This is a genomic window from Bacillus pretiosus (assembly GCF_051294775.1).
GTDB classification, from domain to species: Bacteria; Bacillota; Bacilli; order Bacillales; family Bacillaceae_G; genus Bacillus_A; species Bacillus_A wiedmannii.
Genome location: NZ_JBPPHF010000001.1, coordinates 761341 through 775277, shown reverse-complemented (window position 1 = coordinate 775277; position 13937 = coordinate 761341). Strand labels below are relative to the sequence as shown.

At 34.5% G+C, this 13937-nt stretch carries 19 protein-coding genes; 4 read left to right on the top strand and 15 right to left on the bottom strand.

What is annotated here, in order from left to right; translation table 11 throughout:
- Positions 1-180: 180 nt before the first annotated feature.
- Both ACSG5Z_RS03935 and ACSG5Z_RS03930 read right to left on the bottom strand, forming a co-directional pair.
- Complete coding sequence (locus ACSG5Z_RS03935; RefSeq protein WP_048546623.1) at positions 181-534, bottom strand: hypothetical protein; 354 nt, start codon at positions 532-534, stop codon at positions 181-183.
- Between the two features lie 574 nt (positions 535-1108).
- Entirely contained in the window at positions 1109-1234 is a 126-nt protein-coding gene (locus tag ACSG5Z_RS03930) for a hypothetical protein (RefSeq protein ID WP_255288454.1), read from the bottom strand.
- A 165-nt stretch (positions 1235-1399) separates the two neighbouring features.
- On the opposite strand from ACSG5Z_RS03930, the gene ACSG5Z_RS03925 reads away from it, so the two are divergent.
- A complete protein-coding gene (locus tag ACSG5Z_RS03925) occupies positions 1400-2008 on the top strand; it encodes a hypothetical protein (RefSeq protein ID WP_431070392.1) in 609 nt (202 codons plus the stop codon).
- Here the strand turns inward: ACSG5Z_RS03925 and ACSG5Z_RS03920 are convergent.
- Complete coding sequence (locus tag ACSG5Z_RS03920; RefSeq protein WP_000922286.1) at positions 1991-2161, bottom strand: hypothetical protein; 171 nt, start codon at positions 2159-2161, stop codon at positions 1991-1993. The two genes, ACSG5Z_RS03925 and ACSG5Z_RS03920, sit on opposite strands and share 18 nt — an antisense overlap.
- A 586-nt stretch (positions 2162-2747) precedes the next feature.
- Here ACSG5Z_RS03920 and ACSG5Z_RS03915 point away from each other — a divergent pair.
- Together ACSG5Z_RS03915 and ACSG5Z_RS03910 are read left to right on the top strand one after the other, a co-directional pair.
- A complete protein-coding gene (locus ACSG5Z_RS03915) occupies positions 2748-3062 on the top strand; it encodes a thioredoxin family protein (protein ID WP_000658777.1) in 315 nt (104 codons plus the stop codon).
- Positions 3063-3357: 295 nt separating this feature from the next.
- Entirely contained in the window at positions 3358-4239 is an 882-nt protein-coding gene (locus ACSG5Z_RS03910; protein ID WP_137014608.1) for a cation diffusion facilitator family transporter, read from the top strand.
- Here ACSG5Z_RS03910 and ACSG5Z_RS03905 read toward each other — a convergent pair.
- From ACSG5Z_RS03905 to ACSG5Z_RS03885, 5 genes are all read right to left on the bottom strand, one after another.
- Positions 4229-4864: a phosphatase PAP2 family protein gene (locus ACSG5Z_RS03905; protein ID WP_000833364.1), complete on the bottom strand. Its 636-nt coding sequence runs from the start codon at positions 4862-4864 to the stop codon at positions 4229-4231. The two genes, ACSG5Z_RS03910 and ACSG5Z_RS03905, sit on opposite strands and share 11 nt — an antisense overlap.
- Before the next feature lie 74 nt (positions 4865-4938).
- Positions 4939-5697 (bottom strand): sporulation protein, encoded by a 759-nt coding sequence (locus ACSG5Z_RS03900; RefSeq protein WP_435710708.1) that lies wholly within the window; start codon positions 5695-5697, stop codon positions 4939-4941.
- A complete protein-coding gene (locus tag ACSG5Z_RS03895) occupies positions 5679-6500 on the bottom strand; it encodes a serine/threonine protein kinase (RefSeq protein WP_088063277.1) in 822 nt (273 codons plus the stop codon). The genes ACSG5Z_RS03900 and ACSG5Z_RS03895 overlap by 19 nt, the downstream gene beginning before the upstream one ends.
- Positions 6500-6682: a hypothetical protein gene (locus ACSG5Z_RS03890; RefSeq protein WP_000473373.1), complete on the bottom strand. Its 183-nt coding sequence runs from the start codon at positions 6680-6682 to the stop codon at positions 6500-6502. The genes ACSG5Z_RS03895 and ACSG5Z_RS03890 overlap by 1 nt, the downstream gene beginning before the upstream one ends.
- Before the next feature lie 110 nt (positions 6683-6792).
- A complete protein-coding gene (locus ACSG5Z_RS03885) occupies positions 6793-6972 on the bottom strand; it encodes a YozD family protein (protein WP_087982478.1) in 180 nt (59 codons plus the stop codon).
- A 150-nt stretch (positions 6973-7122) separates the two neighbouring features.
- Between ACSG5Z_RS03885 and ACSG5Z_RS03880 the strand changes: the two genes are divergently transcribed.
- Positions 7123-7290, top strand: coding sequence for a DUF3930 family protein (locus ACSG5Z_RS03880; protein WP_000456535.1), 168 nt, complete (start codon positions 7123-7125; stop codon positions 7288-7290).
- Between the two features lie 4 nt (positions 7291-7294).
- Here ACSG5Z_RS03880 and yodN read toward each other — a convergent pair whose 3' ends face one another.
- The 7 genes from yodN to ACSG5Z_RS03845 all read right to left on the bottom strand — a co-directional run bounded on the left by yodN (position 7295) and on the right by ACSG5Z_RS03845 (position 13931).
- Positions 7295-7957: a germination protein YodN gene (yodN, locus tag ACSG5Z_RS03875; RefSeq protein ID WP_000101496.1), complete on the bottom strand. Its 663-nt coding sequence runs from the start codon at positions 7955-7957 to the stop codon at positions 7295-7297.
- A 190-nt stretch (positions 7958-8147) separates the two neighbouring features.
- Positions 8148-8363, bottom strand: a complete 216-nt coding sequence (locus tag ACSG5Z_RS03870) for a YozE family protein (RefSeq protein WP_000750728.1) — start codon at positions 8361-8363, stop codon at positions 8148-8150.
- 72 nt (positions 8364-8435) lie between these two features.
- Complete coding sequence (locus ACSG5Z_RS03865) at positions 8436-8708, bottom strand: YokU family protein (RefSeq protein ID WP_000995761.1); 273 nt, start codon at positions 8706-8708, stop codon at positions 8436-8438.
- Complete coding sequence (gene kamA / locus ACSG5Z_RS03860; protein WP_000902134.1) at positions 8705-10126, bottom strand: lysine 2,3-aminomutase; 1422 nt, start codon at positions 10124-10126, stop codon at positions 8705-8707. Before kamA ends, ACSG5Z_RS03865 begins: the two co-directional genes overlap by 4 nt.
- A 210-nt stretch (positions 10127-10336) precedes the next feature.
- Entirely contained in the window at positions 10337-11722 is a 1386-nt protein-coding gene (gene rocR / locus ACSG5Z_RS03855; protein ID WP_435710707.1) for an arginine utilization transcriptional regulator RocR, read from the bottom strand.
- A 98-nt stretch (positions 11723-11820) separates the two neighbouring features.
- Entirely contained in the window at positions 11821-12666 is an 846-nt protein-coding gene (ablB, locus tag ACSG5Z_RS03850; protein ID WP_435710706.1) for a putative beta-lysine N-acetyltransferase, read from the bottom strand.
- Positions 12663-13931 (bottom strand): peptidase, encoded by a 1269-nt coding sequence (locus ACSG5Z_RS03845; RefSeq protein WP_087982484.1) that lies wholly within the window; start codon positions 13929-13931, stop codon positions 12663-12665. The genes ablB and ACSG5Z_RS03845 overlap by 4 nt, the downstream gene beginning before the upstream one ends.
- Between the last annotated feature and the right edge of the window lie 6 nt (positions 13932-13937).

Below are 13937 nucleotides of genomic sequence, written 5' to 3'. Positions count from 1 at the left end.
TCGTTCCTTAAAAACTTCATATTCAAAGTCCCCCCTTGTATGAAATGAAGTAACTGCTTAACTTTACGAACGTGAAAAACAGTCACAAATTATCTATATCACGCTCTAATCATATTTTCTAATCTTCTAAAATTCTTTTACAAAATAAAAAAGCAGCTGTTAAGCTACTTTACATTCGTTTTATCCCCAAGAGAAATGATATATATATTCTCCCGTTACACTTTGATTAATCCCATTAATTCTAGCAAACCGCATTAAGTCCGCTCCTTGAAGAAAATACATCGCAAGCATTACTGGCACTTGTGACCACATAAACTGATAAAGCTCCTCGGCTCTCAAGTTTGTCGAAACAATTAAATCATTTACAGGTCCTTGATTCCATACAGAAGTTCTAACTGAAATAAACGGAAGATCCTTTCCATTTACCACTATTCTTGCCATACTTTGAGTTATGTCCACATCAATTCCCTCCATCATTACAAAAATCGGACCTGTGTATTTACTCCTATGGTTATAAATATTCTTGACTTTCATAAATGACTAAGGCAAACCTCTATTTTTCGCTTCTATTCAAATGAATTTATTTATTACAGTAAAAAACAAATGAAATTTTAGTATTACTCTCCCTCAACTTCCGTATTATTTAAATATTCCATACCCTTGTTCGCTTTAAAAATCTGGTATGCAAAATTACATATCTTATTATCTCAATATCACTTTATTAACTACAATTTGATAGAAATTCATTTGAATCACCTGACAAATCAACATTTGTAATTTAATTCCTTATTTAAAATTCCACCTTATTATTCTTAAACACTATATTCAAATAATTATATTGGAATTTCTTGTTGTATACACATCTATCTTTTTCATGTATTATATACGAGAAGAGTAAGGTAAGAGTTACTCTTTGCCATTTTAGGAAAGGTCCTGTTGGAAACAACAGGACCTTTTTTCATATAATTACATTTCCATTTATTTCCATAATGTTATTTATCAAAAACACTATGCCCACGTAACAAATATCTGTAAATCCATGAATATGCATGCGCTTTATGAAAAAAATAAAAAAGCACGTTATTCGTCATTTTAACGATAGCGCGCTTCACTCATCTTCTTTATTTGCTTTCTTTGATTTTTCATTCTCTTCTTTCTGGGCTTTCTCCACTGCTTTTAAAAACCCTTCCAATGCTTTTTTCGGATTATTATCATTTAGTGGGTGTAGATCCATTCCAGTTTCCTCCTCTTAGAAAGTATTCCATGAATACCAAGCTCAAGAAATACAATAGCCATTGTGTATGAACGTCGGTTTTTCTAGCATCTAGTTCACCTCCTTAAAAATGCAGGATTTCCCTTTCCAATATTGAATTAGTAACATTTGGAAAGGAGGTGTAACATGGCGGAAATTAAAGTGGGACTTACACAATTTTTAGACTTCACACTGAAAAGTAGTGCAGCTAAAACAAATTTTGTAAAGAATTTAAAATCTCAACCTGAATATCACCCGGTTTTTGATTACTGGAAACAATTACGAGAAACTGTTATTAAATTTCATAAAAACGAACTACCTTTTGATTGTTTTGAAACATTAGTACAAACTGTTGATCAGAAGAAAAAGCAAAACTACATTGATGTTATAAAGCAGTACAAAAAATTTATTAAAAACAAAGAAGTCTCTTGGTTTGATCCAGGTAAATCACATTGGTTATCAGATAATTTAATCGTCCGCTCATCACCTGAACTCGGTTTGCTCATTAATGATGAGCCGCATCTTATTAAACTATTTTTCAAAGGAAAAAAAGAGCGAATTGATAAATATAACATCAACTCAACACTGACATTATTAAATGAATCAACATTTTCAAATGAATATAACGATGTGAATTATACTGTCCTTAACATCCAAAAGAACAGAATGTATACGAATAACTCTATTAATAATGATCATTTAATAGCTCTTGAATCAGAAGCCCACCAGCTTTCTTATTTATGGAATAAGGTGTAAAAGGGTATAGGTATCTCTTTCAATACCTTGTTCATGCGTAATTTGGGCACAATTTTCACAAATCCAATTCGTTTCTTTTAATTGAAGCTCACCTTCTTGTTTCTCACAAACAATGCAAGGTGGGCGTTTTTGTTTCTTCACCCATTTCAACATCCTAATTCCCCTGACTTCTTAACCGCTAAATAATTCCTAAGATGTTCTTATGATCCCTTTCGCGTTCCACATCATGTTTTTTCTTTCACTCTATACAGTGCAGCAATTTCCCCTCTTGTTAGTCACGCTTCTTTCACCCATATTACTTTTTGGGGTTGTGATTATTGCTGGAACTCATATAACGCCGCCCTAATCTCTTCTCTCACAACTTCACGAATACGTTCTTATAACGATTCCTCTAAATTCATACATGCATCCCCTACATCTTTTTTTGAATTTCCTGCTTGTTGTTTAATTCACTCATAAAATTTATGAGTAATGATTATCCACCGTTTACCTTCTCTAAGTACCAGAAAGAGATTGCTTGTTTTATCCGACATTACATTTCAGTCGCTTCATAAACATCTCATAAAAATATGTGAGGAAAAGAACGTTATAGCAATGGCTATCATGAATACAATTTGAATTACCCTACTTATAATAGTAACCTTACAATTCAGAAGTTTGACACAACCCTAGAAAAAGCTTATAAAGAAAAGTGAGGTTCCAACCTAAAATATTAATAGTGAAAAAGGAGAAACAAAACATGAAAGAAATCAAATCTGAACAGGAATTCAAAGACATTATCGCAAGTGAGGAGCCAGTAGTTGTTAAGTTCTTTACTACATGGTGCCCTGATTGTGTGCGTATGGACAACTTTATCGGAGATGTAATGGAAGAGTTCAATAAGTTTGAATGGTATTCTATTAACAAAGATGAATTCCCAAGTATCGCTGAAGAGTATCAAGTAATGGGTATTCCAAGTTTACTTGTATATCAAAATGGTGAGAAACTAGGCCACTTACATAGTGCTAACGCAAAAACTGAAGAGCAAGTTACTGAGTTTTTAGAAGCATACTAAGATGAAGACCCTCTAAAATATATTTTCTAGAGGGTTTTTATTTTGCCCAATCACCTTTGAGCGGTGTAGTATATGGATTCATCATAATACATCTATCCTTTTCCCTATCCCCTCGATCCAAATCGCGTTCACACCCTAACTTTGCACTTTACAACATATTTTTCCTTCACGAAACTTTGTTATCCCCTTCTTAAAAACCTAAAAAACGTCAACAATGTTTGTATAGACCCACACGAGTTTCGTTTGGTACTCTATTTATAGAAAGAAATTCCTTGTAGAAAGGTGAGTGATTAAAATGGATACTCTTTCTCATAAAGAAGCTGATAAAGGTGCTATTGTCAGCATTATGGCCTACATATTTTTATCCTCTATGAAAATTATCATCAGTTATATTACCCTCTCTAGCGCATTACGTGCTGACGGTTTAAATAACTTAACGGATATCGGTGCTTCTTTAGCAATATTAATTGGACTAAAAATCTCTCGTAAACCTCGTGACCCAGATCATCCTTATGGGCATTCACGCGCAGAACAAATTGCATCACTTGTTGCTTCTTTTATTATGGCAACGGTCGGATTAGAAGTTATTATTAGTGCTATTCAATCTTTTTTAAATCCGAAACAAGTAGCGCCTAATGTACTTGCTGCATGGGTAGCCTTATTTTCTGCTGTCGTTATGTACTTTGTGTATTTGTATACGAAAAAGATTGCAGCACGAACAAAAAGTAAATCATTAGAAGCCGCTGCAAAGGATAATTTATCAGATGCTCTCGTAAGTATCGGTACAGTAGTAGGTATTGTCGGTTCGCAGTTCCAAATGCCTATTTTAGATCCTATTGCCGCTTTAATTGTCGGCCTTATTATTTGTAAAACTGCATGGGAGATTTTCGTTGAAGCTTCTCATATGTTAACGGATGGAATCGATCCAGATAAGATGGAAGAGTACGCTGGTGCTATTGAACATATTGGTGGCGTGGAAAACATAGTAGATATTCGCGCGCGTATGTACGGGAATCAAACGTACGTTGATATTACAATCGAAGTAGATGCTCGTATGGATGTTGGTGAAAGTCATTGTATTACTGATAACATCGAGGCTATGCTCCGGAAAAAGTTTGGCATTTACCATGCACACATTCATGTTGAACCAATGAAAAAAGAACCTATTATGACATAGGTTCTTTTTTAATGAACGCTTTATGAAATATAACACATAAAACGAGCCAGCTACCGCCAGCTGCCCATCCTGCTAATATGTCAGATGGATAGTGAACGCCAAGATATATTCGGCTAACTGAAATAGATAATACAACAAAGCTCGCTATAAAAATAATCAACAATTTTTTATGCAATGTAATACGTTCTTCAGTAATTGTGACGTATGCAATAAATCCTAAAAAAGCAGTAGCATTCATCGTATGACCGCTCGGAAAACTATATCCAGTTGCCGTAACAAGCTGCGTTACATCAGGTCTTGCTCGTTCGTACCATAGTTTAAGCATACTGTTTAAATAACGAGATCCATAATAATTAATTGTTAGAAGTAATGCACTAAGCAACTTTTTTCTAACGAGAAAATACATTACAAGAATGATGAGTAACGGAAAATATATTCTTTTGGAACCGATAAAAGACACCCAAGTAAAGTAAGCTGTCAAGTAATCGTTTCGAAAGCTTTGAATAAAATGCGCGACTATATTGTCAAATTTCTCAATACAAGCGGTATGATACGAAAGTGATAATACGACAAAACAGATGAGTAGCGTAAAACTTAACAAGTATAAATGTCGATATCGTTTCACATACATAACCTCACTATACAAAAAAATGGAGCGGTTGTTTTAGTTTTCCTCTCCATTTCTTTTTTATGCATAGTTTATTTAAAAATATAATTGTTAATTTTTTCTTGCATTATTGGAATATCTTCATTCGTTACTGTAAAGCGAATCACTTTCTCGTCAAGATCAAGCGCTTCTGCAAATAAACCTGCTAATCCGCGAGATTTTCTGTCTACTTCCATAATAATCTCTAGGCGATCGTAAGCGCTTGGTAAGATTAATAATTCTAGTTCATCTAATTTCCCATAATACTCTCCGGAAACAGGAACAAACTCAAATTCTTGTGCAAACGGAACTTGCTTACGTAATCGATACGGTAATTCTTCACATTCTATATGACGCGCTTTAAAACCTAATTGATTTACACTCTCTAACACACTATTTAATAGTGCATTGGGCAACACCTGAATGTAATCACGATCACTTGGATCTATACTGCGTTTAATATCAAGACCTGTATGCACCCAAACTGTTTTCATTCCAAGTGTAAGCGGGGTTTCAACTGGCATTATAAATGAAAATGGAATTTCTATTTTTTCATTCGGCTCAACAGAAAAAGGTTCTGTTAAACGAACTCGCTCTAAATCATATGTTGCTGTTACTTTTTTATCATCCACTTCTCGTACATACGACGTCGATAATGTTAAGTAAATGCTTTCAATTTGTTGGCTAACTGAACCACCAGTTATATGAACCTTCCCTAGTATCTCTTCTCCAACAATATACTCATCTTTTTCAAGAACTGTATCTACTTTTGCATTACCAATACCAACACTTGCTAAAAACTTTTGAAACACGGAACCTCCATCCTTTCTAAAGCAAAAGCTATATCTTTTTTTAAATCTTGTACATTCTCATAGTACGGCGTTTTTATTTGTAACATTCGCATAAGCATTTCACGGTTATAATTTTCCAAAGTTAATTCGTCATACCATGGTTTTTCATGTTTTTCATTAGATTCATAGCCTGCATATAATAAAAATAACGAGAAATGACCAAGCGCATAAAAATCGCTACGAAAGTGAACTTCTCGCATCAAAGCTTGTTCACCTTCATAAGCTGTAGCTCGTTCATCACCCTCACCCTTCAATTTAGCTAATCCAAAATCAATAATACTAATTTGGTTTTCTTTCATTAATATGTTTGGAATGCGTAAATCTCGGTGAATTATACCTTTATTATGAAACACCGATACAATTTCTAATATTTCATATAAAATTTTTAAAACTTCACGTTCTGTATATACATGCCCATCTAAGAAAATATAATCTTCGAAATTTTTACCAGGCATATATTCCATCACGAAAAAGCTTTTTTTCTCCCATACGAAATGATCATATAAACTAGGAATTGCATGATGATTTAATGTTTGTAAAATCATTTTCTCTTGTTCAAATGATTTTCTACCTGACTCATACCTTTGTTTACTCTGTCTTAATTGTTTTAAGACTTTATTTCTATTTATTTGTAAATCATTAACGACATATGTAACCCCATAACTGCCCATTCCAATTACTGATTCAATTTTATAACGTTCTGCAACGATTGTATTTTTTCGCAGTGGTCTATCAAATAAAGCTAGTATACGACGCCATTTCATCAGCTACTTGAAAAGAAGCTACGACTTTTACGTTTTCTTTTATAATGCTGATGCCCATAACCAGATGAACGTCGTTTATAATCGCTACTTGAATAAGAGCGACCTCTATGGCGATAATCACTACTAGAATACGAACGATTTTTTTTCCTACCTAATAAAGAATCAATAATTTTTTTGAACATCCCTTCACCTCTTGAGTAAAATTTTCTTTTAATTATACCAATAATTTCCGACTATATTTGTGACAAGTTTGTAAAGAGTAAAAAACGACGAGTTAAGCCCGCCGTTACTTTCACTCGTCATCTTCATCAAAAACTTCATCAATCATACATTTCTCTAATAAATACTCAAATGTAATATCTGCGAGATCTTCAATTTCTTCTCGTTTTGGGACGTACCCTCTTTCAATTAGTTGCTCATAAAAAAACTCCGCAATCTCTTCCGTATCAATTACGACCTCAATTTCCTTCATGAGCATCACTCCTTTATTTCTGTTTTATGAAAAAATCTCAAAATTATGTATATGAGATTAGAAAAATAGTTTTTCTTTTTTTATAGGTCATATCCTTTGGACGAGATGCATACGATGGTAGTACAAGCTATCAAAAAGGGGGATTTAATTATGGAATACCAATATGAGGTAGAACAAGAAGTAGGGCAAACAAAAGAAGAGTTCATGCATGAAGATCAATGGGCAGACTCTCTTATTAAATGGCTTTTTATTTTTTTAATAATTGTAGGCATACCTTATACTGCATATGTTGTTGTTCAATTCATTCTCTCTTTCTAGTTAACTATTTTTTCTCTGTCAATTTAACTAAATAATTATGAACAACATCCATAACAATTTTGTATTCTTCATCTTTAAATGTATCGAATAACAATTGATAATCGTTATAAATATCAAGTAATCCATCAATGATCTCTTGACGATTTGTCTTAACACTCACTTTTTTTGAGTTGTTAATTGACTTTAATTTTCCTAAATCTAATTTATTCATACCAGCTTTATCTTGTTTCATTTTCTTCAAAATTGCATTTGCCGTTTGAGCATTAGCAAGTAACGTTAAATCTGACTCATCCGCTTCTAACCATTCACCATCCGTAATTCGTGACAATTCGTATATAGTATCTTCCCATGCGTCATTTTTATATCTCCATACTTCTGTACGAAAACCAACAATTCGAAACACATCTTTATCGTATCCTGTTACTTGCACGAGATCACCAAATGTGAAATTATAATTTAATTCAATCCACTCAGTTTCACCTTTTTTCATATCTTGCTCTGAAACGTGCTGCAACGTTTGCTCTACGTAAAACCCATCGTGATTATTGACTTCGTAAACGTAAACTCCATCTAAAACCTTCATATTTGTGATTTTACCAACGGTTCCATATAGCGTAATCACGACTATGTCCCCTACGTTATATTTAGGTTGCTTTTTTCTCGCCATCTATATCTCTCCTTTTTTTGACGTCGTGATTTTGATAACAGTATATGCAACCTACATAAAAACGCTTATCACAGAAGCGTATATTCATAAATTTTTTCAATAAAAAATATCACCGTATAAAAAAATTATTTACAACGTAAAAAAAAGCTAGCAAATAGACTAGCTTCACGTCAAAAAATTCATATAGTTCTTATCTCTCTTGTATGTATAAATCCCAAGCTTCATCAAATATAGACATACTTTCTAGCAATCCACTTAACTCTAAGTATGAACTAATTTCATCATAATCTTCAGATTGCTTTGGAAAGCTTAAATCATCATACATTGCTTCTGCTAAATTCGATACTTCATTACTAAATAAAGCTGCACGATGCTTCATCATATAGTGGTAAAATGTCTTTTTCAAAAATATTCCCTGCCTTTCTAACTTGGATACATTATACAAGGCAAAAAAGAAAAAAACCAGCATAAAAGCTGGTTAAAAGTCGAAATAATTTCTTTTTAATAGACGTGGTCTTCCCATTAATTCTTCATATGTTAGTTGTTTTGGTAAATCTTTCGTATAAATTAGAAACAATTGATCTTCTATTTCTTTCACTGTTTGATCTGCTTGATAGTCCATACCACATGAGGAACAAGAAATGCATGGTGTCTCTTGGATTTCAATGGCTTTCGTACCATCTGGTAATTCCCAATATACAGTATTCAAGCTTTCTTTCGCTTCTGTACTGTCACACCACATACAATTCATACTGCATCACCCTCATTTTTTTTGTCGTTTTCTTCTAATTTAGCCATTTGCGATTGATACTTTTTATCTTTAAGTTGATCACGCTTATCACGTTTATCTTTTAGTGATGCATGAGTGTCATTATCTTCATAGTCTTTACGACGGCTCATACGCTGTAAGTCGTCTGGAACAAGGTTAAATTTCTTATCACTCATAAGACCTGCGATACCAACATCTGAACGTTTTTCTTCGTAGTTTGGATAGATTTCTTTAAAGTACCCTTCTGCTCTTCCTGGGATATAGCTCTCTGGCTCTGGATACGTTGTAATAACACCTTCAAAGTTACGAAGCACAACTTTATCTGCACTTTGCGAAATTAAATAGTTTGGTTGAAGCGCAATTTTCCCGCCGCCTCCTGGTGCATCTACAACGAATGTTGGAACCGCATAACCAGATGTATGACCGCGTAAACCTTCAATAATTTCAAGACCTTTAGATACTGGTGCACGGAAATGACCAATACCTTCAGATAGATCACATTGATAAATGTAGTATGGACGTACACGGATTTTTACTAAGTCATGCATAAGTTTTTTCATAATTGGAACGCTGTCGTTAATACCAGCTAAAATTACTGCTTGGTTTCCGACTGGAACACCAGCATTCGCTAGCATTTCACATGCTTTTTTCGATTCCTCTGTAATTTCAATAGAAGTATTGAAATGTGTATTTAACCATACTGGATGGTATTTTTTAATAATGTTACATAAGTTTTCTGTAATACGCTGCGGGAATACTACCGGCGCTCTCGTTCCGATACGAATAATCTCGACATGCGGAATCTCTCGTAAATTTTTTAATACATATTCTAAAATTTTATCGTTAATAAGAAGACCGTCTCCACCAGAAATTAATACATCTCGTACTTGTGGTGTATCACGAATGTAACCAATTGCATCATCTAATTGTTTCTTCGGCACACCCATTCCAATTTGTCCACTAAAACGACGGCGTGTACAGTAACGACAATACATAGAACATTGATTCGTTACTAAGAACAATACGCGGTCTGGGTAACGATGTGTTAGACCTGGAACTGGTGAATCTTCATCTTCATGAAGCGGATCTTCTAAATCATATTTTGTTTTATATAACTCTTCCGAGATCGGTACAGATTGCATCCGAATCGGACAGCGTGGGTCATCAGGATTCATTAGCCAAGCATAGTACGGTGTAATATTTAACGGGATCGTTTTTGTTGAAATTTTAACGCCTTCTTCTTCTTCAGGTATTAAATTAATCACTTTCTTTAAGTCATCCAAAGTTTTGATCGTATTCGTTAATTGCCAAACCCAGTCATTCCATTGCTCTTCAGTAACATCCTTCCACAACTCGATATCCTTCCAGTGACGATTTGGTTTGTATACATCATGTAACATTGCTATTCCCCCTTTTTATACGCTCATCCTTTATATAAGCAATAGTTATGCCAACTTTACATTATTGATAAGTAAATGTACGGTGAACGCTATTACATAAACGAAAAAATATTTGTAAGCACTGTATAAAATCCATACATACTATCATATTCATTACTTTTTATATATGTAAACGCTCTTTTATTGGTGCAAACACACAAAAACCGCCAATTATTCGGCGGTTTTGTCGTACTTACTCAATTTATATTGAAGCGTTTGGCGAGGGATACCTAACATTTTTGCAGCTTGTAATATATTCCCTTCCGTTTCAATTAACGCTTGATCTATTAATTCCTTTTCCGTTTGATGAAGTGCTTCTCTAAGTGGCAATATACTCTTATTCTTTGGCAGATTCTCTTTCCGAAATGTACGCGGTAAACAACTGGCTGTTAGTGTATCCCCTTCTGCAATAATGACAGCATGTTCAATCGTATGTTTTAGCTCACGAACATTGCCAGGCCATTGATAAGCTTGTAGTCTTTCTTTCGCTTCCTTATCCATTTGAAGTACACCTTTTTTATAACTTTTATTATATTCGTTCAAAAAATAAGACGCTAATAATAATACATCCTCAGTTCTTTCACGTAGCGGCGGAATATATAATGAAAAGACATTTAATCGATAATATAAATCAGTACGAATTTTATTCTCTCTTAAACATATTTCTGGTGGCTGATTCATTGCAGTAATAACGCGAACATCTACTTTTCTCGTCTTATTATCACCAATTCGACGAATAACACCATCTTCTAATACACGTAGCATTTTCGCTTGTAAATCGAGAGGCATTGAATTCAGTTCGTCTAAAAACAATGTCCCACCATCTACAAGTTCAAATAATCCCGCTCGTTCAATTGCCCCAGTATAGCTACCTTTCGTCGTTCCGAACAATAAACTTTCTAATAGCGACTCTGGCAAAGCTGCGCAGTTTTGTGCAATAAATGGCTTGTTCTTCCGTTTAGAAGCTTCATGAATCGCTTGTACAAATAACTCTTTCCCTGTTCCTGTTTCCCCATATATTAAAACATTTGCATCGGTTGGCGCTACTTTTTGTGCTAATTCTTTCGTCTGTTTAAATCGAGCATCATCCGTCACAATCGTCTCAAATGCAACATGCTTTTTAATTGCTTTTTTTCTAGATGACCGCTTTATTTTTGACTGCAAATCTACAATTGTATCTGTAAGTTTTTGAACTGTGGAATAATCCTTTGCAATTTCAACAGCCCCAGCAATATTTCCATCTATAAAAATAGGTAACGTCGTATTTACTGTACAAATGTCTTCCCCATTTAAATTTTGATAATGTTGAACTTGATGAACGATTGGTTTTTTTGTATCTAACACTTTCATTAACGTACTCGTTTCCCTAGATAAAGAAGGAAACGCTTCTAACAAATGTTTTCCTAACACTTTTTCAATTTTTGACCCATCGTGTTTTGCAGCTACAGTATTATAGAAAATTGTAATACCATTTTCATCTACTGCGTGTATAGCCTCATCAATACTGCCCAAAATCGCTTCAATGACTTCTTGTGTCGAAACTGCTAGCAATGTCATCCCCCCTTTTGCCGAAAATTCAGCAATCACATGCCGAATTTTCGGCATACCTATATGCGATTATAAGCATGACGATTCCGTTCTATTTTTATACCGTACTATTTAGACAAATCTTTCACCCATATATTCATATCTTCCAGCTTATCGAAAATGTAGCAATTGTTCGCCAGTCTTCCTGTATACGTATAACCTAACTGATGAAAGGCCGCATTCATTCCGAAAGAAAGCGATCGAGCAATTGTATAGGAGCAGAAAATCGATTTTTCTTGCAGTTCTTCTTCTAACTTAATTAGTAAACTTTTCATAAACCCATGCTTACGATATTCGGGTAAAGTAGCACAATTCGTTAATTCTGCATTTCCTTCTTTTATATTCATTTCTGCAGATGCTGTACTAATTATTTTCCCCGCGAATTCGTACACATAGTATATTGTATCGTCTTCCTTCATCGTTTGTTTTACATAACTCGCTTCGTTTAAAGGAGTCGGATAAACTTCAAATACTTTTCCAAAGACATCCGCTAATTCTTCCGCATCCTCTTCTGTCGCTTTTCTTAATAAAAATTTCTCTGGTACTATTTTTTCCTTTACTTCTTTTGCTTTAACACCGCTTAAAATGGTATCTTCCTCAGCCCAATGAATACTATTTCGTCTTTCATCATTAATAAATTTCACGAAGAAGTATGCATCGTGACCTTGAAAATAATGCGGTATTGTTGCTTCCAATAAAAAACCGAAAGAGAGCCATGTAGAAACATGCTCTCCCTTTCCTTTAATAATACATTTAGTGAAAGAATGCTTCTCTGCTAATTCGTCAATTGTTTGGATAATCCTCTGAATATTTCCTGTGTAGTGGTCTACTCGAATACGTTTATTAAAATAGTCTAAAACGCCTTCTACTGTATAGCCATTCGTCTGTTCTCTAAAAGATTCATAGTATTTCATTTTTTCACCTCACACCAATCTAGCAATGTACATGCAATAATTTTTGCGGCAGCTATCATTTTATCAACTTCTATATATTCGTTTGGATAATGTGCTACTTTCGTCTCTCCTGGACCAAATACTATCGTTGGTACACCTGAGATTTGTGTAAATAAACCTCCATCAGTCCCCCACGGAGATGCTTCAATAATCGGTTCATTCCCTTCGATTTCAACAAAGTTATGCTCTAGTGTCGTAATTAACTCATGATTTTCTTCTAGTTCACCAGGAACCCATCTCGCTCCAAACCATTCTACTTCTACAGGATTTTCAACAAACCAATTGTCCACATTATTTAATTCAGCGATCCAATTCTCGAACTCTTCTTTTGCTGCCTCTATAGTCTCATTCGGCGCAATACCACATCTTCCTTCTAAATTTAATGAATCAGGAACAGAACTTGGCCAACTCCCACCTTCAATTTTCCCAATATTAATTGGAATTGGAATGGGGATTCCTTTAAATAACGGGTCTGTAATTCGGTCATTTCTCTTCACTTCCAATTTTCTCAAATGATCTACAACAAACATACTTTTTTCAATTGCACTTACTCCTTCATAACGCGTTCCACCGTGTGCTGCTTTGCCTTTCACATGTAGACGAAACCACATGGACCCTTGTTGTTTCGGGAAAAACTTCATATTAGTTGGTTCTGGAATAATGACACCATCTGCTTTATATCCTCGTAATATAGTCGCTAATGTTCCTGCCCCGCCGCTTTCTTCTTCAATTACACTTTGAAAATAAATATCTCCTTTTAATTCAATACCAGATTCAATAATGGCTTCCATCGCAAGCATCAGTGCGACATTGCCGCCTTTCATGTCCGTTGTTCCACGACCATATATACGATTCCCTATTTGCTCACCACTATAAGGATGATGGTCCCACTGATTCACATCTCCTTCTGGTACGACATCAATATGTCCATTTAATATCATAGATTTCCCGTCGCCACTTCCTTTTAAAGTTGCCACTATGTTCGGGCTATCTGAAAAACTTGTACGCGGTGATACAAAATAAGGATGATCTTTCATTTTAGAAAATGAAGGTTCCCAAATATCAAGATCTAAACCTAGCTCACGTAATTTCTCAATCACAATTGCCTGCGCACCACTTTCATCACAAGATACGCTTTTTTCTTGAATTAATCGTTTTAAAAATTTTACGCTTTCCTCTTCATGACTCTCGATATAATCACAAATTTTCTTTTTTAATTGCTCCATATATTA

Coding starts and splice junctions, on each gene's coding strand:
- ACSG5Z_RS03935 (WP_048546623.1), bottom strand. CDS start 534: ATGAAAGTCAAGAATATTTATAACCATAGGAGTAAATACACAGGTCCG.
- ACSG5Z_RS03930 (WP_255288454.1), bottom strand. CDS start 1,234: ATGGATCTACACCCACTAAATGATAATAATCCGAAAAAAGCATTGGAA.
- ACSG5Z_RS03925 (WP_431070392.1), top strand. CDS start 1,400: ATGGCGGAAATTAAAGTGGGACTTACACAATTTTTAGACTTCACACTG.
- ACSG5Z_RS03920 (WP_000922286.1), bottom strand. CDS start 2,161: ATGTTGAAATGGGTGAAGAAACAAAAACGCCCACCTTGCATTGTTTGT.
- ACSG5Z_RS03915 (WP_000658777.1), top strand. CDS start 2,748: ATGAAAGAAATCAAATCTGAACAGGAATTCAAAGACATTATCGCAAGT.
- ACSG5Z_RS03910 (WP_137014608.1), top strand. CDS start 3,358: ATGGATACTCTTTCTCATAAAGAAGCTGATAAAGGTGCTATTGTCAGC.
- ACSG5Z_RS03895 (WP_088063277.1), bottom strand. CDS start 6,500: ATGAAATGGCGTCGTATACTAGCTTTATTTGATAGACCACTGCGAAAA.
- ACSG5Z_RS03890 (WP_000473373.1), bottom strand. CDS start 6,682: ATGTTCAAAAAAATTATTGATTCTTTATTAGGTAGGAAAAAAAATCGT.
- ACSG5Z_RS03885 (WP_087982478.1), bottom strand. CDS start 6,972: ATGAAGGAAATTGAGGTCGTAATTGATACGGAAGAGATTGCGGAGTTT.
- ACSG5Z_RS03880 (WP_000456535.1), top strand. CDS start 7,123: ATGGAATACCAATATGAGGTAGAACAAGAAGTAGGGCAAACAAAAGAA.
- yodN (WP_000101496.1), bottom strand. CDS start 7,957: ATGGCGAGAAAAAAGCAACCTAAATATAACGTAGGGGACATAGTCGTG.
- ACSG5Z_RS03865 (WP_000995761.1), bottom strand. CDS start 8,708: ATGAATTGTATGTGGTGTGACAGTACAGAAGCGAAAGAAAGCTTGAAT.
- kamA (WP_000902134.1), bottom strand. CDS start 10,126: ATGTTACATGATGTATACAAACCAAATCGTCACTGGAAGGATATCGAG.
- rocR (WP_435710707.1), bottom strand. CDS start 11,722: ATGACATTGCTAGCAGTTTCGACACAAGAAGTCATTGAAGCGATTTTG.
- ablB (WP_435710706.1), bottom strand. CDS start 12,666: ATGAAATACTATGAATCTTTTAGAGAACAGACGAATGGCTATACAGTA.
- ACSG5Z_RS03845 (WP_087982484.1), bottom strand. CDS start 13,931: ATGGAGCAATTAAAAAAGAAAATTTGTGATTATATCGAGAGTCATGAA.